Genomic DNA, 24,835 nt, shown 5'->3' with positions numbered 1-24,835 from the left:
GGAAACTGGGGGAGGTTGCAGTGAGGATAGGCGTTATTGGGGCGGGGTACGTGAGATTGGTGTACGGTGCAGTAATTCATTGGCAAAGAGGTGTTGCTCCATGACCCGCCTTTCAGTGATCGCACCTGTCTATAACGAAGAGGGTAATATTTATGATCTTTACTTAAGTATTACGAACGCGTTGAAAGAGAAAGTAGAAAGCTATGAAATAGTGCTGGTGAATGATGGCAGCAGAGATCGAAGTGCTGTCCTGCTGAATGAAATCGCCCAGATGGATGAGGCGGTCAAGGTCATTCATTTTGAGAATAACTACGGGCAAACGGCTGCGATCTGGGCCGGAATCAAGAACTCTACAGGCGAATTAATCGCCCTTATGGATGCAGACCTCCAGACAGATCCCCGGGATATCTTCAGACTGATGCCTTTCATTGAGAGGATCGATTTTGTGAATGGAAAACGGGTGGATCGCCAAGAACCCATGCTTAAGAAAATATCTTCGCGGCTCGGAAATAGAATCCGTAATTGGATTACAGGAGAAGCAATTTATGATACGGGTTGCCCTATGAAGCTCTTCACCCGGGAGGTGGCAGACAGCTTTCATTTATACAATGGAATGCACCGTTTTCTGCCGACACTCGCAAAGATGAATGGATTCTCTGTTCTTGAAGTCACGGTAACCCATCAAAGAAGGAAACACGGCGTATCTAAATATGGGATTTTGAAGGAGGGGTGTACAGGTTTCATGGATGCCATGGTCATCGGCTGGCTCAAAAAGAGAGGGATTATGTACCGTGTTAAAGGAGGAAATTAAGATGAAATTACACAATAAAGTAGCGGTTGTTACGGGTGCAGCGTCAGGGGTAGGCCGAGCTATAGCGGAATTGTATGCGAAGGAAGGTGCCATGGTTGTGGTGGCCGATCTTAACGGGGATACGGTCTCTGAGGCCGTGGACGGGATCAATCTGGCCGGAGGAACAGCCGTGGGCATCGTTGCTAATGTGACGAAGGAAGAGGAAGTGCAAGCGATGCTGGAGAAGGCGGTGATAACCTTCGGGAGTGTGGACATTCTCGTGAATAATGCAGGGATTATGGACGGCTTCCGGCTAATCGAAACGTTGGAGGATGACCTGTGGGAACGGGTTCTTGCGGTCAATTTGACCGGCCCGATGCGAACGATCCGCAAAGCGGTGCCGCTGATGCTCAAGAAAGGCGCAGGTGTGATCATCAATATCGCCTCAACCGCGGGCATTTCCGGAGGCAAGGGGGGCGTCGCCTATACGTCTGCCAAGCATGGTCTGGTAGGTCTGACCAAGAATGTTGGCTACATGTATGCTAAATCCGGCATTCGCTGCAATGCCATTGCACCCGGCGGTGTCCGCACCAATATAGCTAATACTCTGGGACAAATCGATATGGACGGTATGCAGGTATTCAGAGAAGGTGCAGGAACTCAGCGCAGTGAGGCGGTTGAGCCTATAGAAATTGCGACCGTTGCACTTTTCCTTGCCTCCGAGGATTCCAAATTTGTCAACGGAACTGTGATTGCGGCAGATGGAGGCTGGACGGCGTATTAACCCATAGGCACGCTAAATGAATATTCGTAAGCAAAAGCTTAAGAGGCATTGATGGAGATTTCCATGCAATGTCTCTTTGTGTGTTATAAGGAGTCAGCCACACTGCCCAAAAGGGCAGAAATCATTTGCCCTTTTGGACGGTGTGGAAAGTCTTACAACATTATAGAATTAAAAGAAGTGGAAAATTATAAAGTTAGGGATGCTTTTACATGTATTAATTAGAGGATTGCAGCAAAATACAGTTAGGGTAAAATAAAACTTAAGGATCAGGAGAGGACGATCAGGGGGAGGACCATTGAACAATAAAAAAAACGGACTGCAGAATATTAGTGAATTATTCGCTTCTAGGCTGCCGACTTTGATTTGGGTATCAATCGTTTATGCGGGAACGATAATATTGCAATTTATAAAGGAGCCTTTGATTTTAGAGGGTGCTGTATTTACAGGTTTGTTTACAGTTCATGTATTGTTACACTGGAATTCCTATAGAGTCACTCACAATAAATTTTGGCTGTATTTCACAGTTCAAGCCGCTTTAATTTATTTGTGTGCGATTTTAATGCGAGATGGTTATCAGGCGGTTTTAATCGGACTGCTGCCTATACTGATAGCTCAGAGCCTCAGTTTTTCCTTCCGGGTGAAGAGAGCCGTATTTGTTTCACTTATCAGTATTGTGGTGTTTTTTGATTCTGCTTTGACTGTTGGAGATACCGGTGAGCTTATCTTATTTCTTCCTATATTTATTCTGATGCTGATTATTGTGCTGGCTTATGCAAATTTGTTCTTCAAGCAGGTTCAAGAGCGGCTCAGAATTCAGAGCTTTCTGGAGGATCTGAGAGAAGCCCATGAGAAGGTGGAGGAGTTAACCCTTGCGAATGAACGCCAGCGTATGGCCCGGGATTTGCATGATACACTGGCACAAGGGGTTGCCGGACTCATTATGCAGCTCGAAGCCGCAGATGCTCATATGTCACAGAATCATGCGGAGCGGGCGCAGGAAATTATCAGGCAGTCGATGCAGCATGCCCGCCGGACATTGGCCGAAGCCCGGAGAGCGATTGACAATCTGCGCTTGAAATCAGCACCCGAGGTTGATTTCAAGGAGGCCATTGGCGATGAAATTGAACATTTTAATGATGCCACCGGGATCCTTGTATCCACGGAATATCATTTGAACAAGCGGTTGTCCAGATTGCTGATGGAACACAGCCTGCATATCATTAAAGAATGTCTGACCAATATTGCCCGCCATGCAAAGGCTGATAAAGTATGGGTTGTGGTTTCCACGCAAAACGAGAGGCTTAGTATTGAGATTAGGGATAATGGCATTGGATTTAAAACAGATGATATTGGCAAAGATGTCGGACACTATGGGTTGCTGGGAATTAAAGAGCGGGTAAGACTAATTGGAGGAGAGATTAACGTGGACAGTAACTCAGAAGGAACCCGCATTAAGCTGGAGACGCCTTTCATAGAAGGAGAACTTACATGAATGTATACAAAATTCTGATTGTAGACGATCATTTTGTTGTCCGGGAAGGATTAAAGCTGATTCTGGAGACAAGTGAGCAGTTTCAAATGGTTGGTGAAGCCGAGAACGGTTCAGAGGCACTGCAATTGATCAAGGAGCTGCAGCCAGATGTGATTCTGATGGATTTGAATATGCCAGTGATGGGCGGCCTGGATACGATGAAGGAGTTAAGGAACCAAGGATGCACGATTCCGGTAATAATTCTCACAACCTATAACGAAGACGATCTAATGATCAGTGGCCTGGCCATGGGGGCGAAAGGATATTTGTTGAAAGACACCAGCCGTGAGAATCTGTTCAGAAACATTGAGTCGGCAGTACGTGGAGAAACCTTGCTCTCCGCTGATATTATGGAACGGGTAATTGCAGTCAAGACGCAGCAGAAAGATCCAATCCCTCTGAAAAATGAAGCCAATCGCTTGACAGACAAAGAAATATTCATCCTGCAGTCTGTCGCCAAGGGGTTCAAAAGCAAAGTAATTGCCTTTGATATGGGAATCTCCGAGCGTACCGTAAAGGCGCATTTAACGACCATTTACAATAAGCTTGGAGTGGATTCACGTTCGCAGGCGGTTGCCGTTGCGCTGGAGCGGGGGATTTTGGAAATGTAAGATCGGGGGCAAGCATGCGAAAGAAATCTTTCGTATGTTTTTTGTTTCAACACTTCGTCGATCAAAATATCTGAAGGCAGAATCATTTACCCTCCAGAGAGGGAGTGCCCTTCACCTTCCGCCATAATCCAACAAGTAATAAAAGCATTGGGAGGCCCAGCATGTTCACAGGCAACGCAACAGGCACCCAGTAGCGCTGCATATAATTCGTTGTGGCCTCCGTTACATTTTGCGGAATCAGCGCAAAGGCGAACATTACCGGAGCAATGAACCAAATCATCAGCTTCCAGTTGCGTACCTTCAGAAATTGGGCGGTTCCATAGCTTACTAAGAAGAGATAGACGGCCAGCTTAATGAATACACTTGAAATCCAGATCACGACAGGAACCGCGTCGAAGTTATCTACGAAACCAAACAACGATATTTTTTGAGTCATCGCGAAAAACGGATACCACATGTTAGGACTAACATTGACACCAAGGATGACAATGATCATTATGGTGGTGATAAGTACCATGAAGTTCGCAACCAATACCGCCCAGACCGCATAACGCCCCTCCTTACGGGGCTGCCGCAGAAATGAAGCAAACATAAGGTACTCGACAGAATGGCCAAGATAAGAAGCAGGGGCCAGTGAACCGCGCATAATCTCCTTTATTCCGCTATCCGCATAGACAGGAAGGATATGCTTCCAGTGAATATTGTTACCATTGGCGAGCAGAACAAGCAGGACCATGATCATAATGATCGGTCCCAGGAATTCGCTGCAGCGGGCAATCCCTTCGATCCCTCCCGCATAGGTCGCATAAGTAATTAACAGGACCATCAGCAGAATAATTGATTCTTTAGGCGTTTCCGGAAGCAGCATTATATTAACAAGGTCGGTAAACTGGCGAAGTACAATCGGGAGAATCGTATACCACTGAACAAGATAGATCATAATTACCAGTTTGCCTATCCATGTTCCGAGAATCAATTCACTGTATTCAATCAGACTTTTACCAGGGAACAGCCGGGCGACTTGTGTTACCAGTACGGCAATAAGCAATGCGATGCAGCCTGCCAAGACAATCGAAATCCATGCATCCTGCTTGGCAGCCTGCAGGCTTGGTGTAATCGTCATGACCAGTGTCATGCCGAGGTTCATACTGAAGATGAGCCAGAATACCTGCATGCCTGAGATTTTCAGATTCATTGTGAGCATCCTCTTCATTTTTTGGATTTGCTATTTTCTCAAATAAGCACGGCCTTGCGTTTTTCCTATTTGTTCAATTTGGATGTCAACCTCTATGGTCACTGGCATTCCGGGGAAGATGTCATTCCAGGAGTCCCGTATTTTTTTCCAGTAATAAGGATGTTCGATATGGATTTCCTCACTAATACCAAAGATATCCGACTTCATCTCTTTTTGAACATGTGTCAGCATGCGCTCGATCCTGGTGTGCAATTGCTCGGAGAATTGTTTTTCTACAATTTTTCTATCCCGGGCACTGTTCAAATCAAGCCTCGAATTGTTAGAGACCACCCGGACTAAAGTGCGGAATGAAACTTTGGCCTCGGGGTGCTCATTTTTTATCAACGTCTTAATCTTTACTCTGCTCTTCGAAGACTTGACACTGATGGTTCCTTTGTAATCCTTGTCTTCCGGCTCAGCTTGAATGGTAAATCCCAGGCGATAGGGGTCTCCTATCCACCAGCGCAGCAGCTGAAGTTCATCGGGGGGAATAAATCCGCTCAATTTATTGCCAAGGTAGACTGCAGCCCTGTCGATTGCAATTGATTCTTTATCGGTACCTTTATGGACGACCCGGATTGCTGCAGTTACCGGCGATGTTCCAGGCGATGATAAGTCCTCCAGAAATTTATCGAACTTCACGGAGAAGCTGAGCCTGCTGCTTTGTATTTTGCTGATTGCGAGTGCCGGAATAAGCTCCATTTGATAGGGTGAGCTTAAAATTTCTTTGGCTGTTGCTCCATAAGTTGTTAATACGTAGCTGTTGTAACGGGTCTCGGGGAATCGTGTAAACAGATCCTCAATTTGGTTGAGGCCATGCCGTGCGCAGTTCTCGCCAATTAAGAATATCTCCCGGTGCCCAAAATAACTGTATCTGGACATTTGCTCTTGTATTCGGCCAACGGCTTCTTGAATATCATTTCCCTTAGCCGAGATGACTACTACCTTTTTCTGGGGTCCCCCTGATTTCACAGCACTCGGTATTCCCGTTGGCAGCGCAATTTGATAAGATAACTCAATCAGTCCGTTATCTGTAAGGTCGATCCCACTGCCCATAATCAATGCGAGATCATCCATTTCTTTGCGGTCCCAGCAGCCGGTCGTCATACTGAGAATGATCAGGATAACCACACATCTAAATGTAATTGCCACTTTGTTCATGTTCTATCCCACTCCAATTAACGCCTTGTATGTTTATGGCGTTTCCTCATGATTTGCCACGGGGCCCTCAACAATGTATCACCCAGTCCGTTGAAATTTACAGGTGCAAGAGGAGTCATATAAGGCACACCGAAGGAACGCAAATTTACCAGGTGCACCAGCACAGCGAGTAAGCCGATACCCAGTCCATAAAGGCCGAATGTTGCAGCGAGCAGCATGAGTGGAAAGCGGATAATGCTGATCGCCTGGCTCATTCCCGGATTAGGTATCAGAAAAGAAGAGATTCCTGTTATGGATACGACAATAATGATCGTGGCCGAAATGATGCCTGCCTGAACTGCAGCCTGTCCTATAACAAGCGCACCTACAATGCTGATTGTCTGGCCTACAGGACGGGGAAGGCGAATTCCTGCCTCGCGCAAGGCCTCGAACGTGATTTCCATGATCAGCGCCTCCACGATTGCCGGGAAAGGAACAACCTCACGGGCAGCTGCAAGACTTAAAGTTAAACTTGTCGGAATCATCTCTTGGTGGAACGTAGTAACTGCAATAAATATGGAAGGTAGGGTCATGGCAAAAAAGGCGAACAAATATCTCAGCCAGCGCAGCATCGTGGCATACATGAATTTCATATAATAGTCCTCTGCGGACTGAAACCCGAACCAGAAGGTAACGGGCAGGATAAGGACCATTGGTGAGCCGTCGGTGAGAACGGCAACCTTGCCTTCAATCAAAGAACCTGAAGCCATATCAGGACGCTGGGTCGCCTGGATGACAGGGAAGGGCGAATAAGGATGGTCGCAGATCAATTCCTCGATATAGCCGGATTCGAGCACGCTGTCCATGTCAATTCCCGCTATACGCCTTTTCACTTCCTCTACCACACTCTTCTTGGCAATATCCTCAATGTAGACAATGCTAATATCAGTACGGGAGAGACTACCGGCACTAAGCTTTTCCGTCTTCAGCCGGGGGGTGCGGAGCCGATGACGAATAAGGGCAAGATTAATATCCATTTTCTCGATGAATCCGTACCTTGGTCCGCGGATAACCGCTTCCGTTGAGGGTTCATCCAGCGGCCGGTTCAGTTTATCTTTGAGTGCAAAGGCAAATGCCTGAGGGGAGGATTCAACGAACAGGATCGTCTCCCCGCTGACAATACGTCCAGCGGTTTCATTCATAGTCAAGACAACCGCGGGCTGCACAATGGAAGAAAATCTAAATTCAAGCTGCTCCTTGAGCTGAGAGGAACTGTCGATTGGAGGTGTCTCCTGTTGCATCAAAGGCTCCAGGAAGCCGTCGTCCCAAAGCTGCTTGTCGATTAGAACATCAAGATAAACCACCATGGCGGGCATGGATCCGAACATAAGGAGCCTCCGCACGACAAGGTCGGAGCAATTCGCAAATACTTGAGTAATGGCCGTTTCATTGTCGTCCAGCCGCTCAGAGATGTTTAAGTCAATTTCAGGCTCAAGCGCCTTCAGTTTTTGTGAAAAAGGATTCGTTGCCTTTTTTTTCAGTTTCATCTGCCTGTCCCCCTTTTCAGATAACATTCTCCATCTATTACCGGATTATCCAATTACATAAGAAAAAGGCTATCCGCAAGGTTAGTTCAGACCTTGTGAGATAGCCGGTTCTACTTGGGTATATTTTCCCTGCCGCTGTACATACTTCATCCAGAACAACAGGATGGTTGCGGAAAGGGTGTGAAGGAGAATGAAGGTTCTTGGAAAGGCTATGGCCTTCTTGTTGATTATTGCCTTATCGGGAGCATTGCTGTATTATTCCACCGCAATGGGGGATTAGCTAAAATATTTTGTTACGATCTTCTCCGCTGTCCGTGTGGCCAGCGCCTGGGTCGTAAGTGTCGGATTAGGCCCGCCGATCCCGTTGAAGTGCACACTGTTATCTGCAATGAATAAGCGTTTCACTTGCAGCGCTTCACAGTTCGTATCGGTGACATAGCCCATCCGCATCGTACTTTCCAGATGGAGCATAAATCCGAAAGGGGTATCTGAACGGATAATCTGTTTGGCACCGGCCTGCCGCAAGGTTTCCGAAGCGTATCTTGCCAGTTGATCGCGCCTCTTGAGTGTCTTCACGCTGGGGGTGTAATAAATGATCGGGACCGGGCCATGTTCGTCTTTCAGCAGAGGGTCAACCTCAACCCTGTTGCGGTAGAGCGTTTCATCATCCGTCAGCAGCAGCATGGTCATCGTCCGGCTATAGTTCATCATCAATTCCTTCAGCCGAGGACCGACGACCCTGCCGCGAATATTCCATGGCGCACCAGGCTCCGGCGGGTTCAGTGCGTCAAATCCCGCTTCACTGAAGCCATAAGTCAGGAAGGACATTATTCCGGGACTTAGGCATGAAACCTGGAAGATCCCTGTTCCGGGAATGTCGACCCTGGCTCCCGAAGTATGACCCACATACGGATAGACTGCCGGCAGACCCATAATACTCATAAGATCCTTCTCATCAAACACGCCGCCAACCCAATCAAATCAATGATTGGTCAAGCCTCTTCCCACCCATTCGTTACGGGGGAGATCCGAATTCAGCCACAGACGCGGTGATTCGATGCAGCCGGCTGCCATAATGACTATTCTGGCTGTCAGTTCGCCGATTTCTCCCGTCCACGTATCCCGGAACTGAACACCGCTCGCGCGGATTCCTTCTTTGGGGTCGTGCGACGTAAGAATTTTGATGACGAAGGAATTGGGCCGGATCGCAACATTGCCGGTTTTCAGAGCGAGCGGGACATAACTGACCAGCGTACTTCGTTTGGCTATTCTGTCAACAGAAGGGCCCGACGCGCATCCATTGACGCAATTCCCTCTCAGTGTACATCCTTCCATATTGGATAATTGATCGAGTGAATACCCGGTATCCATCAGATGCTCGTTGGGCGGCAAAATGGCATTGGGATTCGGCCGGTATCCCGGAGTGGTTACGTTCAGCGTAGGATTCAGCTGCCAACCAGCTTTCTTTGCACCATAATAAAAAAGCTCTTCTTTAGGTGTTGTAGGCGAAAATTGAACGGGCAGCGTGGCTTCGGCTTTCTCGTAATAAGGAATCAGCTCCCGGTAGCTGAGCGGCCAGACCTGATCAACGGCCAGAGGAAAAGCCCGCGGCGACTGTCCCCAGTAATGCTGCGTCGTTCCGCCGACTCCGGAAGCCTGCCAAATATCGCCCTTCTGCCGCATAATACGGTGCCATGGGGTACGGCGCCGGTCAGCAGGCCCAAAGCGGAATACACCGGATACTACATCATTCATATTGTTCTCATACGCATTGAAGACCTTCTTGTAAATCCCGATATCCAAATCCTTATAATCAGCGCTCCATTCTCCGCCGTGTTCACTGTTCGGATTCACCCATTGCTTGTTGCCGTACCATGCCCCTGCTTCCAGTACGAGCACTTTCAGCCCGGCTTCTCCAAGCTCTTTAGCCGCAACGGCACCTCCGCCGCCGGACCCGATAACAATTACATCAGCATCGAACATGGTCTCAGCTGCACACAATGGATGATCCCCCTCCTTGTCGCTCAATGGTCAACACAGTACCAAGCAGGGCTCGATAACCAGGGACAATTCCCGGGTATTCCGCTTGTATCCAACCCACCGGAAACCCTTCCAGTCTCCGCTTCGTCGGAACACTCAGCCGGGTCTTTCCATATGCCGGCCATTCCGAATAGTTCCCAAACATGGTCTGTCTGTTGAGGAAATCTATGATATACCGTATAAGACCTGCATCATTCCGGAAGGGGGGCGGTACAGTTCCAAGATCGAGGTCCGCATGCTCCAGCATGGCTAGCACCCGAATCCGGTCTGCAGGGCGAAGGGAGGCGAATGGACTTCCCGCCCAAACGGAATAATCAATAACATCCTGCATCTGTCCGGAGGCGACGAATTGAACGGCACCGCAATTGAGCAACCCGGCGACAGGAGCGGATAGCGGTACAACTGTCAAATAAAAACCTTGTACAAGCGAAAGAGAGTGGTCCAGCTCCCAGATCATATACTCGTGAACACATAAATTAACAGCACCTGCAGTTTGCACGTCCCCGTATACGGAGCCTGTCGCAGTATTTGGGATTATTGCTTCAACAAGAGCACGAAATGTGGTACAGGTATGGGGACAGACGGTTGCGGCGTAGGTTGCAGCCGGATGCATGACAAATCCCCCTTTGCTATAACGGATTTTACTGCTCATCAGTTTCCCGTATATAGATATCTATTCCTCAGAATTCACTTTAGACGCTGTTCAGCAGCAAGAATCTGAAATCTTAAAGAGTTGAATAAATGGAGCAGGCTGTATTAATGAAGTAGCTGGCGATGCCCGATAAAAATACCTGAGTGCCAAGATGATTTACATTCAGTTTAAACATTTATCTTACATTAAAATGAATTCTCAGATATGGAGGTAAGATCTTTTGGAATTGTTTGAATATATTTTGCTGATGCTGGCGGCAGTCTCTTTATCCAACTTAGTGAACCGGTTTATCCCTTCGGTCTCCGTGCCTATTATTCAAATCGTGCTGGGGATGGTGATCACTTGGCTGCCCGTGCACTATGAACTGAAACTAAATCCGGAGCTGTTCTTGTTGCTGTTCATTGCCCCGCTGCTGTTCAATGACGGCAGGCATGCCGACAAAAAAGCACTTTGGAAGCTGAAGAAGCCCATTCTTTTGCTGGCGCTGGGTCTGGTCTTTGTAACGGTAGGGGTCATGGGATATTTTCTTAATTGGCTGCTTCCGGTCATCCCGCTGGCGGCATCCTTTGCACTGGCGGCTGCATTAGCGCCTACCGATGCCGTGGCCGTGGGCGCATTGGAGCAGAAAGTCAAAATCCCCCACCGGACGATGCAAATCCTTGAGGGAGAATCTTTAATAAATGACGCATCGGGTCTGGTCTCCTTTCAGTTTGCTGTGGCCGCTATGGTCACTGGGGTGTTCTCCTTCAAATCCGCCGGGCTCAGCTTCATTTCTATTTCACTAGGCGGTGTGGTGCTGGGTCTTCTGCTCACGCTAGTGAAATATGGAGTGGTGAAATGGCTGCGTAGACTGGGAATGGAGAATGTCACACTTCACATGCTGATTGAGATTCTGACTCCCTTTTTGATCTTTATGGCGGCCGAGGAACTGGGGGTTAACGGCATCCTTGCCGTCGTCGCTGCAGGTATTGCCCATTCTTTCGGTTACAAGAAAATGAATCCCGAAGTAGCCAAGCTTAGCATTGTCTCCAAAAGCACCTGGTCGGTCATTATTTTTGTATTGAACGGGCTGGTCTTCCTGCTGCTTGGCACCCAGCTTCCGGAGATTATTCAGACGATTTGGAACAGTCCGGAAATAGGGAATTTTAAAGTGATTATGTACACGCTGCTATTGACTGCGGCTGTACTCGGGCTGCGCCTTATCTGGGCGCTTCTGATGGATATTCCCGAAGGGACCGAACCGCGCGGCCCATGGCAGCTTAGGTTCAAAAAGGCGCTTATCCTTAGTCTGTCAGGAGTCCGGGGAACGATCACACTGGCGAGTACGTTGTCGCTGCCGTTTTTTCTAGATGATGGCACAGCATTTCCGGCCAGAGATCTGATCATTTTCCTGGCGGCCGGAGTTATATTGTGGACCCTGCTGGCCTCCAACTATCTGCTGCCGCTTTTATTGGGGAAAGAAACGCAAACAGAGCAGGAAGAGGAGGAGATTCAGGCGAAAATTGAGATTCTGAGGAATGTTGTTAGCGGATTAAACGACCTGACCACGGACCAGAACCGGCTGGCTACTGCCCAGATCATCAATACGTATACCTCCAGAATCCGAATGCTCAGGAAAGATGAGAAGAAGGATAAGGTACAGCAGTCCTTGGGCCTGGCTGTTCTGCAATGGGAAAGAGAGAACACGCTGCTTGCGCTGGAGAAAAAAGAAGTGAATCCATATACAGCGTACCGTTATCTGAACAGAATTAACCGGTTGCTGTTTATGCACACACGGAATCCCCAGTATAAAAGAGAGCTGTTTCCCGTTAAGCATTGGGATGAGGTGGTCGGGGTGCTGCAGCAAGCCCGGTTAAGCATCCGCGAAAGACGCGCCGAATTGAACAGCCTCAGAATTCAAAATATTGCTTATGTTATTAAGCAGCTAAAGACTCTGCTTACAGAAGGAGCGCCGGATATGGAGGCAGTCAACTCGGTAGTTCTGCAATATGAACGGATGCTGCTGCGCCTGACAAGAAGCGAATCGGACACCGGCACCCGAAAAGAGTTCGACGTGTCGATGCTGGAGCTGGCCCGGGTCGGAATTCAGCTGGAGAGAGATCACATCCAATCCATGTTCGAGACAGGGCGTCTCTCCAGACAGGGCATGAAAGAAATGAAACGCGATATCCTCTTCATGGAGCATGATCTGCGAGAAGAGACGAGTTAAGGAGGGCGGTCTTGCCGCAGAAGGCGCTCATATCCATAAGGGTGCTTGACCGTTGAAATAGGATAACTTATGCTTTCTTAGAGTACCAGCGTCCCCCCAAAAGATACTGCTTACAATGGTATGAAAAACAATCAAAGGAGAATTTCGAATGGAACAATCAATCTTTGATGATTTTGAGTGGATCAACCAAAGCAAGGTGAGCTATGTAGACGACAAACTGATTATTGAAGCACCGGCTGAAACGGATTTCTTCTGTAATAATGGTGCCATTTCGGAAACAGGAATTACCCCGGAAAGCCTCTTAAATGCCCCCTTTTACTACAAAGAGGTAACCGGAGATTTTGTGATGCGGGTTCAGGTTTCGCATGATTTCAAGGATACTTATGATTCGGCGACGATTATGGTGATGCAGGATTTTCAAGTATGGGCCAAAGCCTGCTTTGAAAAGACAGACTTTGATACCCATGCTGTAGTTAGCGTTGTAACCAATCATACTTCAGACGACGCCAACGGCTGCAATATTAACGGAAATATTGTATGGCTGCAGGTTGCTAGAGTAGATAATGCATTCTCTTTCCACTATTCGCTGGATGGGATCAAGTTCGACATGATGCGGTTTTTCACTTTACCGGTGGATCAGACCCTTAAGGTTGGTCTTGTAGCGCAGGCACCGATAGGCCAAGGCGGGGAACGGATTTTTCATAATTTTTCATTGATTAATAGAACGGTAAAAAATATCCGGTTTGGCGAATAAACTTCAACCAGTTACATAGAGAATCATATGGAAGTAATACGTTGGCCGCTCTGCATAGAGCGGCCTCTTTTTGTATTAATCATAGAAGCTAAATTAGTACATAGGTTGCTCTCAAGGGCCCATGAACCCCGACAACGAGCTGCATTTCAATATCGGCCGAATTCGAAGGACCGGAGATGAAGTTGATGGATGACCCCATAGGCTCACCTGCTTGAACTCGCCGGTTTAGATCGGCTGCGGCCTGAGTGGAGCGAAGCACAAGCCTCTTTTTTTCAATAATCGCAATATAATGGGCAGGGAGAAAGTGGAGCGAGCGGCCTTGATCCGGGCGGCTTTCTACGACAATCGTTCCTGACTCGGCTAGTGCGTAGTCGGCGAAGACAATCGCGGTATTGGCTGATTCGGAGCGGAGAATATTCTTCTCTCTTCCTGCCGCTTCCTCCCAGACGTAAGAATCCGGGAAGTTTAACCTATAATCGGTAAACCGGGTATCTCCGGAAGTGATTACAGCGCCTCCGCCATTCGCTTGAATCAGATCATCCAATGTTCTTTGCAAAATCTCGGGATTCGACTCAATCAACTGGGTGTGGATAAAAAAGCACTGCTCTTTAAGAATCTCTATCAGCTCATCGGTTGTTAAATCGCCATAGCTGTCTGGGATCCACTCTTTCAGGTCGGGCCGCTGAACATCATGTACACGTTCTCGCCCCAGCTTGGAGGCGATTGTGTTTAGAAAAGACTCCTTGCCCGTTACCGTCATTGGCCAGCCCCTCCTTTGCGTTTGTCAAACCACGCCCGGAAGCTGACTTGCTGCTTGACCGGTTGACTAAGATCACGAGCGTTGATCCAGCCGCGGACTAGGCCCGGTCCTCTAACAATTCGTCCCTGTCTGCTGATCAGCTGGCTGGCCGGGTTGGCAAACCGCAGTGCTTTGCCGAACAAAGCTTGGGAAGACAGCAGACGGCTTGCCGCCTTCATCTGAAGTCTATCTCCTGCACCGGTTCTGTTTTGTTCCACAATTTTCTGACGGTGCAAGATAAGCTGCTCGTGAAGCGGGATTTTAACCGGACAGACATCCGTACAGGCTGCACACAGGCTGGAGGCAAAAGGAAGCTCTTTGTAGTCATCGTATCCGCCCAGCAGCGGGGTGATTACTGCGCCAATCGGACCCGGATAAATGGACCCGTAAGCATGCCCGCCAATATGGCGGTAGATCGGGCAGACGTTAAGACAGGCACCGCAGCGGATGCACTGCAGGGCTTCGTTGAATTCGCTGCCTAGAATCTCGGAACGGCCGTTGTCCACTACGACTAAATGGAACTCTTCCGGACCATCCGTTTCCGCGGCTGCCGAGGGACCTATTACAGTAATATAGCTGGTCAATTTTTGCCCCACAGCACTTCGGCAGAGCAGATTATCCAAAACCTCCATCTCCTCAAGCGTCGGGACGATTCGTTCCATCCCCATCACAGCGATATGTGTTTTTGGTATGGCGGCTGTAAGATCACCGTTGCCTTCATTAGTCACCAGATTAATGGCTCCGAGGTTAGCGATGGCAAAGTTGCAGCCCGTAATCCCGACATCCGCTTCCAGGAACTTTTGCCGCAGCACCGTCCGGGCAAAACGGGCGAGGTTCTCAGGGCTTTCATCGCCTGTATATCCAAGCTTCTCAGTGAATACTTTATGGATTTGCGTCCGGTCTTTATGCAGCGCAGGGGCCACAATATGTGAAGGCGGGTCCCAATCATCCATTTGAAGGATGTATTCCCCAAGATCGGTCTCGATCAGCTCGCAGCCTGCTTCCATCAGGACATGATTCAGCTCAATTTCCTCGGTGACCATTGATTTGGATTTGACGATTTTTTTAGCCTTTTTTTGTACGATGATGTCCCGGATATAACTGCTTGCTTCCTCTTTGGTTTTTGCAAAATAGATGTGCCCGCCCTTTTTCTCAATGTTATCTGCCAGCTGCTCTAAGTAATAATCCAGATGTTTCAGCGTATGCTGGCGGATTTGCTGGCCGATGGTACGCCACTGCTCCCAATCCCCAAGAGAGGCCGCGGCGGAAAGGCGCCTGGTCTTCAGGCTGTCCTGGGCTGAGCTTACGGCGCTTCTCATGAAGGGATTACCAAGGCCATCTGTAGTCCGTTCGCTGAAATCCCGTTTATCCGTTTGCAGGCTCATGTCTGGCTCCCTCCTTGGCAACAGCAGTATTGTGATGGTTCAGCGCTTCTGCAATATGCATTATTTTCACAGGTTCGCCCTTGCGGGATAGGCGGCCGCCGATGTTAAGCAGGCATCCCATATCTGCGCTGATCAGAATGTCCGCTCCGGTTTCAACGACACAACCGCTTTTTTCATCGACCATTTGCTCGGAGATCTCAGGCATTTTCACGGAAAAGGTTCCACCAAAGCCGCAGCAATTATCACTGTTTTTGAGCGGCTCCAGTTGGAGTCCCTGTACCTGTTCAAGCAATTGGATGGGGGTTTCCTTTTCTCCCAGCAGTCTTGTCATATGGCAGGAACGGTGGTAGGTGGCGGTGCCTTCAAGCCTTGCGCCAACATCGGTAATACCAAGCACCCTTACGATGAATTGTGTGAACTCATATGATTTCTCTTTTAAAGCAATCGCTTTCAATTCCCAGTGTGGATCTCCTTTGAAAATTTTCGGATATTCATGAAACATAGCGATACAGGAGCCGGATGGACCCACGACATAATCGGAGCTTTCGAAGGCAAGCATCATGTTTTTCATCGCACGCTTGGAATCTTCAAGATAACCGCTGTTATAAGTAGGTTGACCGCAGCACACCTGGGAAGCCGGAAAGTCGGTTTCACAGCCGAGCCTTTCGAGAACTTGGACCATAGCAATTCCGACATTCGGGGTCATTAGGTCTACTAAACAAGTCGAAAAAATACTGACTTTCATTTCGATCCCTCCCAATGCAACCTTGATAAGAATAGCTTAACTCAATAAGTCAATGAAAAACAACACAAAAACAAATAAAAAATGTGAATGTTGTTGACATAAAATAATGATAACGTTTACACTAAGAAAGGATCGAATGGAATAATCTACCTTGAGGGGGAGAGTCAGTGGAAAAGCATTTGATGTATATCAACGGCCAGTTTACGGAATCAGAAGGCAACGAGTGGATGAATGTAACCAATCCATCAACAGATGAAGTCATTTCACAGGTTCCCAAAGCTACAAGGAATGATGTGGTGCGTGCCATTAACGCAGCGGAAGAAGCCCAGTCAGCCTGGGAGGAAACACCTGCGGTTGAAAGAGGAAAGTACCTTCATGCCATTGCCGATGGGATTCGGGCAGAGGTTGATATCCTTGCCAGACTGATCTCCGAAGAAGTAGGTAAGACCTTGGAATTGTCCACGGTAGAGGTTAACTTTACAGCAGACTATATGGATTATATGGCAGAATGGGCACGACGTTATGAAGGGGAAATTGTTCAGAGTGATCGTGATAATGAGAATATTTTTGTGTTTAAACGGGCGATTGGGGTCACCACAGGCATTCTGCCATGGAACTTCCCGTTCTTTCTGATCGCCAGAAAAATGGCACCGGCGCTGATCACCGGAAATACGATTGTAGTCAAGCCTAGTGCTGAATCTCCGAACAATGCGGTAGCTTTTAGCAAAATTGTTGACAAAGCTGGTCTTCCTAAGGGCGTGTTCAACCTGGTTACCGGTAAAGGCGGAGAGGTCGGCAATGAATTGGCCAGTAACCCTAAAGTCGGCATGGTCAGTCTAACAGGCAGTGTGCCGGCAGGACAACAGGTGATGAAGGCGGCTGCTGAAAATATCATCAAGGTCAGTCTGGAGCTTGGCGGCAAGGCGCCTGCCATTGTCATGGATGACGCCGATCTGGATTTGGCTATTAAGGCAATTGTGGATTCCCGGGTGATCAATACAGGGCAGGTCTGCAACTGTGCGGAGCGGGTCTATGTGCATGAGAAGATCAAGGACGAATTCACCACCCGTCTGGTTGAGGCGATGAAGGCGGTGAAGTACGGCGATCCGCTGAAAGACAAGGATATTCATATGGGGCCGTTGATTAACAAGGCGGCACAGGAATCCGTGCAGCAAAAGGTAAACCGTGCAGTACAAGAGGGCGCCAAGATCGCCTGCGGCGGTAAAAAGGTAGAGGGAGCAGGCAGCTTTTTTGAGCCGACGGTCATTACCAGTGCCACCAATGATATGGAAATCGTACAAGAGGAGATCTTCGGACCGGTTATTCCGATCATTTCTTTTGCTAACCTGGATGAAGCGATTGCTCTCGCCAATGACAGTGAGTTTGGACTGACCTCTTCCCTGTATACCCGGAATCTGAACGTTGCGATGAAAGTCATCAAGCGTCTCAAATACGGGGAAACCTATATTAACCGCGAGAACTTTGAAGCAATGCAAGGCTTCCATGCAGGCTGGAGAAAATCCGGCATCGGCGGCGCGGACGGCAAACATGGTTTGAACGAATATCTCCAGACCCATGTAGTTTATTTACAGTATGATAAATCCGTCAACTAAATTAGTGGGAAATGAATCATGCACTTATCCGATACGGTCCGAAAGGGCCGTATTTTTGTGTGTAGGGATGTAACTCTTTTAATTGTAGACAGCAAATTTTTGGAGCAGGATAGAGCTGTACATAATCACAGGGAGAAAGGATGTAGGACATGGAATAGAATAAGGACTGCATGTATTGTATGGAGGATGAAAGAAGGGACAACCTTATGATTGAGGTGGCTCAGCTGGAGGTTTCGACCGTGTTTCTGTTCAAAGAGCAGACGTATAAAGGCAGATGTAATGTGGTTTATAAAGATCACGTAAAAGAGTTATTTCAGCTTACAGCAGAAGTATTATCGGCATTCATGAGGGATGTGCAAAAAGTGGCAGCAGCTATGGATCAGGCTTTTGGGCCAGATAAATTGAATTACGGGGCTTACGGAGACAAGCTGCATCACCTGCACATGCACATCGTCCCTAAATATGCAGATCAAAAGGATTGGGGCTCCACCTTCCAAATGAACCCGGGCGATACTTATTTAACTGACGAAGAATATATTGAAATGATTGCTCAGATTAAAAAGTATTTATAACCGGTTAGGTAAGTCTCGACGCTCTATTGATGTAAAAATGAATTTTGGCTGTGGAGATAGAAAATCCCTGATCACTCTTAGAGTGATCGGGGATTTTCTCATTGGATTGACGGTGTCCTTGTGTTGTTTTGAAATACATTATTGCATTATGATAAAGATAATGAATTGTAAAAGTTGACAAAATGGAAAAAAAAGGTTTATATATAGATGTATTACATAAATTACTCAATTAGGAGAGTGGGTGGATATGATTTTTTTTAGTAGTTAAATTTAAAAAAAGGGAGATGTATGTGTTAATGGAAAAACTAAATAAGATGGTTCTCGTATCCGTTCTGGCATTTTCATTACTAGGTTCTACCTCTGCATTCGCGAACGAAGCAGCAGTACCCGAATCTCCAGAAGCACCTATCATAACTACTGCTCCAGACACTCCAACACCAACGCCCTCTCCAGAAGACGGCGGTATTATTACACCCATGGCAGAACTAATTAATCAAATTATCAATTTCGATGGAAACGGACAGGCTTCTTTTACTTACTCCGGAGACTGGACTTTGCGATTCTACCTTCAAAATATGGGATCGAGCAGAATTCATGTTAGACTAGATTTCCCTGGTGGGAACAATCTTGCTCAATTCGATTTGAATGCTGGGGAAGCCAATACTTTTAATTTTCCTTTATATGACATTTATGGCCCCGGAGCATGGGGCACCTATAATGTTTATGTACACAATGATGATGGATCGCAAGGAAAGTTCTGGTTAGCTGCTAGAACAATAAAAGAATAAATCCATTATGAACTCAGCAATCTTAATATGCAGAGTTCCGTTCGCTGATATTGATCAATTTATTGAGTTTAGAAACATTGTGGGGCTGTCCCATAAGTGGATCTTTCTGCGACAGAGGTAGCCGTTCATCATTGTAGGACCATAAAAAGGTAGAAAAGCAGCGATCCTCTGGTTAGTGGAGGATCGCTGCTTTTTGTTTTTGGTCATTTGCAGCTTGCAGTATATTGTGGGCAAGCGAAAGCAATCCGACTTCAAGCGTTACTTTTTCCATGCCGCGAAGCAGAAAGCGGCGGAAGCCCCGGTTATTTTTTAGTTGTCCAAATAACTTTCGGGTTCACCGCTAAGGGGAATGAAAAAAAATCTGGAGAGTACAACGATTGGAACAACGGTCCGTTCGCGGAGCGTCCTCACCAATTGCCCATGTGGAACCTATTCCAAATCCAATTAGAAATCTGTGACATAACTCACAAATTGGACATATCTTTTTATGGTATAGCTACATTGAGCTATAGACATGTAGCTTCCTGTTCTAAGTAAGAATTGGGATATTAATTGTAGTTATCCTCTTCTTCATGATCACGTACTATTGTGGCGCAGAAAGTGCTAATACCAGTTAGGAAGTGATTCCGCTGCAGCCGATCATAGATGCAGCTCAAAATGGAAATTCAATCACTTTGGCTCCAGGAACTTACATAGGTCCAATCCGCATTAATAAAATGTTGAAGTTTAGTGGAGAAGGAAAAGCAACAATATTGAACACATCTCCAGAAGCTGAGGTTGCAGTCCGTATCCTTTCCGATGGCGTACAGCTCGAGAGTCTTAACATTCAACAAAATAATAACGGAGAAGCAGCCGCGGTACGAGTGGAAGCCGACAAGGATACATTGAAGAATTTGGCGATTCATACCGCAGGCTTAGGTATTGTGCTCCGTGAGGCCAACGGCGGCATTATTTCGAATAATAAGATCCGTTGGTTGGTTTATCCCTAGAGGGGCTGCTCCGGGAACAAGAGGAAATGGTATCGATCTCTACAACGCTTATGGAACAGATATCAGAGAGAATGAAGTCTCCTATCTGCGGGATGGCATCTATCTGGAGAATAGCCGCAATACGGTGGTAGATCAGAACAAGCTCTTTTTTTACGATATGGAGTTCACTGTATGTATATCAATGGATCGTTTGTCACCAATAATATAGGGGAATATAACATAACAGGCGCGATGGTGATGGGCGTGACAGATGTTGTGCTGTCTGGCAACTCATTTCGCAAGCAGAGTCAGAATGTTCATTCCCAAGGAATTCTGCTCTATGATGTACGTACTTTAAGTATTGTGAACAACGTGGCCGAAGGTAACCGCTTTCAGCGCAATGGCTTCGTTGCGAATGTAATTGAAGCGCAGGCGAAAGGAAGCAAGAATAACGAGATGAACGGAAACTTTTGGGACTCATTTGAATGTGGTTGAAGGCTATACCGCAGTCACAGGTTCCATGTTAAGCCTGATTCTATATCTATTGCCGCTTATGACTTTGTTTCAGGGCTCATTCTCGTTGACCTCGGAAAAGGAAGAGGGCAGTTGGCAATTGTTGTCTACCTATCCGGTAGGAACGTTGTCATTTATTCTGGGCGAGTATATGGGACTGGCGTCCGTGCTGCTTATCATTGTGGCTTTCGGCTATGGTTTAATGGGCTTAATTTCTAGTTTAGGTTTATTGCCTTATCTCTGGGTCAAGCCCTTGCTCGTGGCACGTACCATACTTAATCCTGCAGAGCTTGTGCGTTTATTCGTTGTGATTAAGCTAGGCGGAGGTTCCGTGCTGGGGCCTGAATATTATCAGTGGGTAGAGTGGATTAACAGATCCAATGGTAGCCTATTGTTTTTGGTAGTCTGTCTGGTCTGGATACTGGTCTCGATCGTGTCAGTATATTGGGTCTGGGAAAGGGGGCGCTCCCGTGGATAACGCATTAGTGGATGTGAAAGGAATCTCCAAGATGATAAAGAAGCAGACATTGGTGGAAGAGATTGGCTTTAAAATCCCCCGTGGCAGCATACTTGCACTATGTGGGGGCAACGGAGCAGGCAAAAGCACGGTTCTGCGAATGATTGCCGGTATTCTCCAGCCGACGGCGGGAGAAATAATAGTGAACGGTCTTCACTGGAGCAAGTCACGCAAATAATTCTCAAGACAGATTGGGTATATGCCTGATGATTATCAGTTTAATCATGGCCTATCCGCAGAGGAGACTCTGAGTTTTTGGGCGGCTCTTCGGAAGATTCCCAGACGGAAATCCAGAGTTGAAGAAGTGCTTGCTTTAGTAGGCCTGGAGGACAAACGTAAGGGTCTGGTCAACACTTTTTCCAAGGGGATGCGCCAGCGTGTTTTGTTTGCCCAAGCGCTGCTGGCCAAACCGCCACTACTGATTATGGATGAGCCCACTAACGGCCTTGACCCATTCTGGATGAATGAATTTGTTAACCTGCTCCAAGGGATTAAGAAGGAAGGGTATAGCGTAGTTTTTTCCACGCACCAGTTAGAAATTGCAGATAAGATAGCCGATCAAATCGAGCCAAGGCAGAAATGTTGGTTCGGGTTCGACCGAAGACTTTCGTTCCGGATTCGGCTCACTTTATGCTGCCTTTAATCAAAGTTTGGGTCTCAAATGAACATACAGATACGCCGGGCTGTTACCGTGTTGATTCTTGTTGCTGCAATTGCTACTGTAACGCGGGTATTCTACCCTTTCAATTCGGACGGAGAAACGGGTTCCACAGGAAAAATAGCGGCGGGTGCTCTTGCGCCTGATTTTGATGCCACTACCCTGACTGGCGAAAAAGTTAGTTTGAAGGATTACCAGGGGAAGAGGGTGCTGCTCAACTTCTGGGCCTCCTGGTGCAAGCTATGCATGCGGGAAATGCCGCTGCTTAATAAAATTCACATCTCTTCAAAGACGCTCAAATCGAAACATTGTTTATCAATGTTGGAGAATCTAAAGGGGCGGTATCGGATTATATGAAGAATCACCAGTTCTCCTTTCCCGTCATTGATGTTACAGGGAAAATATCTGCCACGTACGGAGTTACTGCGCTTCCCGCTACGTTTATTATTCTTTGCAAAAGGCCGGAAAAATATAATATTTGCGTGAGAGGCATATTGAAGATTTGAGGACAACAGACCGAGCTTACTTGTCATTAAGCTATCGGGAAACGCTAGTTTAATACATCGGGCAGATTAAAACCTCTCCTTAGAAGCAAACTAGATTTAATAGCTTCTAAAGGGAGGTTTTGTTATGAATTTAAATGAGTTGTGGAGTTTGTATGAGGCTGACAAACGCATTCAAGGGTTCAGTCCAAAACATTAAAAGCATACGCCTTACAGCACAAGATGTTAGTGCTGGAGCTAGGTAATCTCGATGTCACAGAGGTAACGTTAACCATACTGAAGGAGTACTTGGCAAAACAAGCAGTTCGTTTGAAGCCAAACAGCCTTGGTCATCGGATTCGTTTTATTCGTTCTCTTTCCCGATATGCTTATAAAGAGACGTATCTGACTTCAAATCCTTCTCTAAAGTTGAGAGAACCCAAATTAGATAAGCGCATTCCTAAGTTTTTGATTGAGGAAGACGTCATACATTTGAAAATCTCATGTCAGTCACTCAGGGAAAGAGCACTGCTTGAGTTTCTCTACAGCACCGGCTGCCGGATTGGGGAGGTAGAAAAGATCAACATCGAAGATCTAAACTGGGAGAACTGCTCAGCAATCGTTAATGGCAAGGGATCGAAGCAAAGAGAAGTTTACTTTACGACAGAGTGCAAAGTATAGTTAAAGAAGTACCTGGCCAGCCGTGAGGATTCCTGCAAAGCCTTATTTGTTACCGATACGCATCCAACAAAACGAATGGCTATACCTACGATTAGGTGGGCAATAAAACGGCTTGCAGATCGGGGAGAACTTGAAGTGAATGTGTACCCGCATCGCTTTCGACATACTTATGCATGCTAACTCCTTGATAATGGTGCTCCATTGGATTTCATTCAAGGAATGCTCGGTCATGAGAAAGCATCGACCACTCAAGTCTACGCACAACTCCGCGGCGAACGTCGGAGAGAACTTTATCGACGGTACTTTTAGTTTGTAATGGCGACGGATCAGCTTTGGTATCCGTCGCTATTCAACTAAAGGGCAGTTTAGTCGAATATATAATTGGGGCTATAGGATAATTATAGTAATTCATGTACTATATTCATAAAATAAAAATTTGTATAGGCTTTAGATACGTCAGAACTGACTAATAAGGACTAGCTAAGTTTCCACTACTTACATAAACTACTCTATTACTTAAAGATGAAGAGGAATTCAAGACTATATAGTAAATTAGACTAAATTGTCTATTCATCATAATAGTTTACGTTATTAAGTATTATTGAAGTGTTCGAAAGGTTAAACAAATATACAGTAAGGCGTTGAAATCTCATGTTACTAGATCAATTATACGATTATCTTCGATCTGAAGATGAAGAACCTTTACTTGACAGATCGAATCTGACACAAACTCAGTTAAATAGAGTTCAATTCTTGGATTTTTTTGAAGGATTAGCTATGAATCATGTAAGAGAGGCTAATCACCCCTCTATTTTGATTAAACCAAATAACAATCAATTTCATTTTCTTTATATCAATAAAGACTCTCTTAATGCATTTGCTACTATCTTTCAAGACATTGACGTCGTTGCGCTTAATATTGGTACGATTATAGAAATTGATAACTATTTTATTCGAGCTGTAAATACAGGTATATTTGAGTGGTTAGATAATCAATTAGCAAGAAGAACGTTGGTAAATGTACTAACAATAATGGCTATTGAATTTATAATTCTTCATGAATTAGGCCATATATATAATGGACATTTAGAGTTTGATTCTGTTTCTAGACTTAGAAGAATGTTGTTACATGAGGGGAATTTAGAAAGTAGAACTATTGAAATGGACGCCGATGCATATGCTACAACAAGGTCTTTCAGCAAATATCTTCAACAAAATATAGAAAGCGAAATGAAAATAATTGCATCAAATAAATTAGATATGTTAAGATTTTGGGTTTTTGCAACACATTCATTTTTTTTCTTATTTGAGCAAACATTTTTAAATTATGATGAAATGCATTTGGAGGATTACTATCCTAGAATTATAAGACAAGCTCTAAATATGGAGATATCAACTCGAATTGTTAGCGAGTATGAACCTGATCTAGTAGAAAATTATGAAAAAGTTCTTAATGATACATTTTCTCTTGCAGAAAATGTTTACAGTCGAATTGGTGGGAGAAGTGCTTCCCGTCGAAAAGAAGAAATACTTACCATAAACGATCCAAGAGTGGTATCTTATATGGAACAGGTTGACGAGTATTATGAAAGTACACTGCGTCACAAGCTTGGTAAATATGCCCGACATAATTTGTATCATAGACAATAAAGTTATCTAAAAATTTCTTATCGAATCGTAATCATCATTAACCTAACGGGAAACTTTAGTTGAATGATACACATTAATAAGCAGGCGCTACGGTTGCCTGCTGTTTTTATTGAAGTAACGGGCAGGATACTAAAAAAGGTATTCTCGAAAATTACGAGAATGCTATTAAACG

The 24,835-nt window shown here is 46.2% G+C and carries 24 protein-coding genes and 4 pseudogenes; 19 read left to right on the top strand and 9 right to left on the bottom strand.

What is annotated here, in order from left to right; translation table 11 throughout:
* The first annotated feature begins 100 nt into the window (after positions 1 to 100).
* The 4 genes from MHI45_RS09580 (at position 101) to MHI45_RS09565 (ending at position 3,716) form a co-directional block, all read left to right on the top strand.
* Positions 101 to 811, top strand: a complete 711-nt coding sequence (locus MHI45_RS09580; RefSeq protein WP_341119028.1) for a glycosyltransferase family 2 protein — start codon at positions 101 to 103, stop codon at positions 809 to 811.
* A 1-nt stretch (position 812) separates the two neighbouring features.
* Complete coding sequence (locus tag MHI45_RS09575) at positions 813 to 1,574, top strand: SDR family oxidoreductase (protein ID WP_076109907.1); 762 nt, start codon at positions 813 to 815, stop codon at positions 1,572 to 1,574.
* A 295-nt stretch (positions 1,575 to 1,869) separates the two neighbouring features.
* The gene (locus MHI45_RS09570) at positions 1,870 to 3,066 is read left to right on the top strand and encodes a sensor histidine kinase (protein WP_341119027.1); all 1,197 of its coding nucleotides are present in this window, start codon (positions 1,870 to 1,872) and stop codon (positions 3,064 to 3,066) included.
* Positions 3,063 to 3,716, top strand: coding sequence for a response regulator (locus tag MHI45_RS09565; RefSeq protein WP_076109905.1), 654 nt, complete (start codon positions 3,063 to 3,065; stop codon positions 3,714 to 3,716). Before MHI45_RS09570 ends, MHI45_RS09565 begins: the two co-directional genes overlap by 4 nt.
* Before the next feature lie 82 nt (positions 3,717 to 3,798).
* Here the strand turns inward: MHI45_RS09565 and MHI45_RS09560 are convergent, their stop codons facing one another.
* The 5 genes and pseudogenes from MHI45_RS09560 to MHI45_RS09540 all read right to left on the bottom strand — a co-directional run bounded on the left by MHI45_RS09560 (position 3,799) and on the right by MHI45_RS09540 (position 10,290).
* The gene (locus MHI45_RS09560; protein ID WP_340897042.1) at positions 3,799 to 4,911 is read right to left on the bottom strand and encodes a GerAB/ArcD/ProY family transporter; all 1,113 of its coding nucleotides are present in this window, start codon (positions 4,909 to 4,911) and stop codon (positions 3,799 to 3,801) included.
* Between the two features lie 30 nt (positions 4,912 to 4,941).
* The gene (locus MHI45_RS09555; RefSeq protein ID WP_340897043.1) at positions 4,942 to 6,111 is read right to left on the bottom strand and encodes a Ger(x)C family spore germination protein; all 1,170 of its coding nucleotides are present in this window, start codon (positions 6,109 to 6,111) and stop codon (positions 4,942 to 4,944) included.
* Positions 6,112 to 6,128: 17 nt separating this feature from the next.
* Entirely contained in the window at positions 6,129 to 7,637 is a 1,509-nt protein-coding gene (locus MHI45_RS09550) for a spore germination protein (RefSeq protein WP_340897044.1), read from the bottom strand.
* 276 nt (positions 7,638 to 7,913) lie between these two features.
* A pseudogene (locus MHI45_RS09545) lies at positions 7,914 to 9,620 on the bottom strand (GMC family oxidoreductase N-terminal domain-containing protein).
* 4 nt (positions 9,621 to 9,624) lie between these two features.
* The gene (locus MHI45_RS09540; protein ID WP_341119026.1) at positions 9,625 to 10,290 is read right to left on the bottom strand and encodes a hypothetical protein; all 666 of its coding nucleotides are present in this window, start codon (positions 10,288 to 10,290) and stop codon (positions 9,625 to 9,627) included.
* Between the two features lie 259 nt (positions 10,291 to 10,549).
* Between MHI45_RS09540 and MHI45_RS09535 the strand changes: the two genes are divergently transcribed.
* Positions 10,550 to 12,538, top strand: a complete 1,989-nt coding sequence (locus MHI45_RS09535) for a Na+/H+ antiporter (protein ID WP_341119025.1) — start codon at positions 10,550 to 10,552, stop codon at positions 12,536 to 12,538.
* Positions 12,539 to 12,686: 148 nt separating this feature from the next.
* Positions 12,687 to 13,292, top strand: a complete 606-nt coding sequence (locus tag MHI45_RS09530) for a DUF1349 domain-containing protein (RefSeq protein WP_341119024.1) — start codon at positions 12,687 to 12,689, stop codon at positions 13,290 to 13,292.
* An 88-nt stretch (positions 13,293 to 13,380) separates the two neighbouring features.
* Here the strand turns inward: MHI45_RS09530 and MHI45_RS09525 are convergent, their stop codons facing one another.
* From MHI45_RS09525 to MHI45_RS09515, 3 genes are read right to left on the bottom strand one after another with little or no spacing between them, the layout of a single operon-like run.
* Entirely contained in the window at positions 13,381 to 14,052 is a 672-nt protein-coding gene (locus MHI45_RS09525; protein WP_341119023.1) for a LutC/YkgG family protein, read from the bottom strand.
* On the bottom strand, positions 14,049 to 15,476 hold the full coding sequence (locus MHI45_RS09520) for a LutB/LldF family L-lactate oxidation iron-sulfur protein (RefSeq protein WP_341119022.1): 1,428 nt from the start codon (positions 15,474 to 15,476) through the stop codon (positions 14,049 to 14,051). Before MHI45_RS09520 ends, MHI45_RS09525 begins: the two co-directional genes overlap by 4 nt.
* Positions 15,457 to 16,221 carry a (Fe-S)-binding protein gene (locus MHI45_RS09515; RefSeq protein ID WP_340897046.1) on the bottom strand — a complete coding sequence of 255 codons (765 nt, stop codon included), beginning with the start codon at positions 16,219 to 16,221 and terminating at the stop codon, positions 15,457 to 15,459. Before MHI45_RS09515 ends, MHI45_RS09520 begins: the two co-directional genes overlap by 20 nt.
* Positions 16,222 to 16,388: 167 nt before the next feature.
* Here MHI45_RS09515 and aldA point away from each other — a divergent pair, with 167 nt between their 5' ends.
* The 3 genes from aldA to MHI45_RS09500 all read left to right on the top strand — a co-directional run bounded on the left by aldA (position 16,389) and on the right by MHI45_RS09500 (position 19,194).
* Positions 16,389 to 17,834, top strand: a complete 1,446-nt coding sequence (gene aldA, locus MHI45_RS09510; RefSeq protein ID WP_341119021.1) for an aldehyde dehydrogenase — start codon at positions 16,389 to 16,391, stop codon at positions 17,832 to 17,834.
* Positions 17,835 to 18,004: 170 nt separating this feature from the next.
* Positions 18,005 to 18,406 carry an HIT family protein gene (locus tag MHI45_RS09505; RefSeq protein WP_341119020.1) on the top strand — a complete coding sequence of 134 codons (402 nt, stop codon included), beginning with the start codon at positions 18,005 to 18,007 and terminating at the stop codon, positions 18,404 to 18,406.
* A gap of 296 nt (positions 18,407 to 18,702) precedes the next feature.
* Positions 18,703 to 19,194, top strand: a complete 492-nt coding sequence (locus MHI45_RS09500; RefSeq protein ID WP_341119019.1) for a hypothetical protein — start codon at positions 18,703 to 18,705, stop codon at positions 19,192 to 19,194.
* A 172-nt stretch (positions 19,195 to 19,366) separates the two neighbouring features.
* Here MHI45_RS09500 and MHI45_RS09495 read toward each other — a convergent pair.
* Positions 19,367 to 19,519 (bottom strand): annotated as a pseudogene (locus tag MHI45_RS09495) (transposase); the annotation flags it as partial.
* Positions 19,520 to 19,814: 295 nt separating this feature from the next.
* Between MHI45_RS09495 and MHI45_RS09490 the strand changes: the two are divergent.
* From MHI45_RS09490 to MHI45_RS09455, 10 genes and pseudogenes are all read left to right on the top strand, one after another.
* Entirely contained in the window at positions 19,815 to 20,183 is a 369-nt protein-coding gene (locus MHI45_RS09490) for a hypothetical protein (protein WP_341119018.1), read from the top strand.
* On the top strand, positions 20,125 to 20,391 hold the full coding sequence (locus tag MHI45_RS35140) for a NosD domain-containing protein (protein ID WP_445667501.1): 267 nt from the start codon (positions 20,125 to 20,127) through the stop codon (positions 20,389 to 20,391). The genes MHI45_RS09490 and MHI45_RS35140 overlap by 59 nt, the downstream gene beginning before the upstream one ends.
* A pseudogene (locus MHI45_RS09485) lies at positions 20,346 to 20,657 on the top strand (hypothetical protein); the annotation flags it as partial. The gene MHI45_RS35140 and the pseudogene MHI45_RS09485, both read left to right, overlap by 46 nt.
* Positions 20,658 to 20,682: 25 nt before the next feature.
* On the top strand, positions 20,683 to 21,153 hold the full coding sequence (locus MHI45_RS09480; RefSeq protein WP_341119152.1) for a hypothetical protein: 471 nt from the start codon (positions 20,683 to 20,685) through the stop codon (positions 21,151 to 21,153).
* Between the two features lie 31 nt (positions 21,154 to 21,184).
* Positions 21,185 to 21,574: pseudogene (locus MHI45_RS09475) on the top strand (ATP-binding cassette domain-containing protein); the annotation flags it as partial.
* A complete protein-coding gene (locus MHI45_RS09470) occupies positions 21,560 to 21,835 on the top strand; it encodes an AAA family ATPase (RefSeq protein ID WP_341119151.1) in 276 nt (91 codons plus the stop codon). The pseudogene MHI45_RS09475 and the gene MHI45_RS09470, both read left to right, overlap by 15 nt.
* Positions 21,836 to 21,853: 18 nt before the next feature.
* On the top strand, positions 21,854 to 22,207 hold the full coding sequence (locus MHI45_RS35135) for a redoxin domain-containing protein (RefSeq protein ID WP_445667500.1): 354 nt from the start codon (positions 21,854 to 21,856) through the stop codon (positions 22,205 to 22,207).
* Between the two features lie 434 nt (positions 22,208 to 22,641).
* Positions 22,642 to 23,013, top strand: a complete 372-nt coding sequence (locus MHI45_RS09465) for a tyrosine-type recombinase/integrase (protein ID WP_341119017.1) — start codon at positions 22,642 to 22,644, stop codon at positions 23,011 to 23,013.
* Between the two features lie 219 nt (positions 23,014 to 23,232).
* The gene (locus MHI45_RS09460; RefSeq protein ID WP_341119150.1) at positions 23,233 to 23,322 is read left to right on the top strand and encodes a hypothetical protein; all 90 of its coding nucleotides are present in this window, start codon (positions 23,233 to 23,235) and stop codon (positions 23,320 to 23,322) included.
* A gap of 342 nt (positions 23,323 to 23,664) precedes the next feature.
* Positions 23,665 to 24,663: a hypothetical protein gene (locus MHI45_RS09455; protein WP_341119016.1), complete on the top strand. Its 999-nt coding sequence runs from the start codon at positions 23,665 to 23,667 to the stop codon at positions 24,661 to 24,663.
* The last annotated feature ends 172 nt before the right edge of the window (positions 24,664 to 24,835 follow it).

This window comes from Paenibacillus sp. FSL H3-0321 (assembly GCF_038002865.1).
Classification (GTDB): Bacteria; Bacillota; Bacilli; order Paenibacillales; family Paenibacillaceae; genus Paenibacillus_AQ.
The sequence above is the reverse complement of the archived record's forward strand: the minus strand, read 5'-3'. Positions and strand labels throughout refer to the sequence as shown.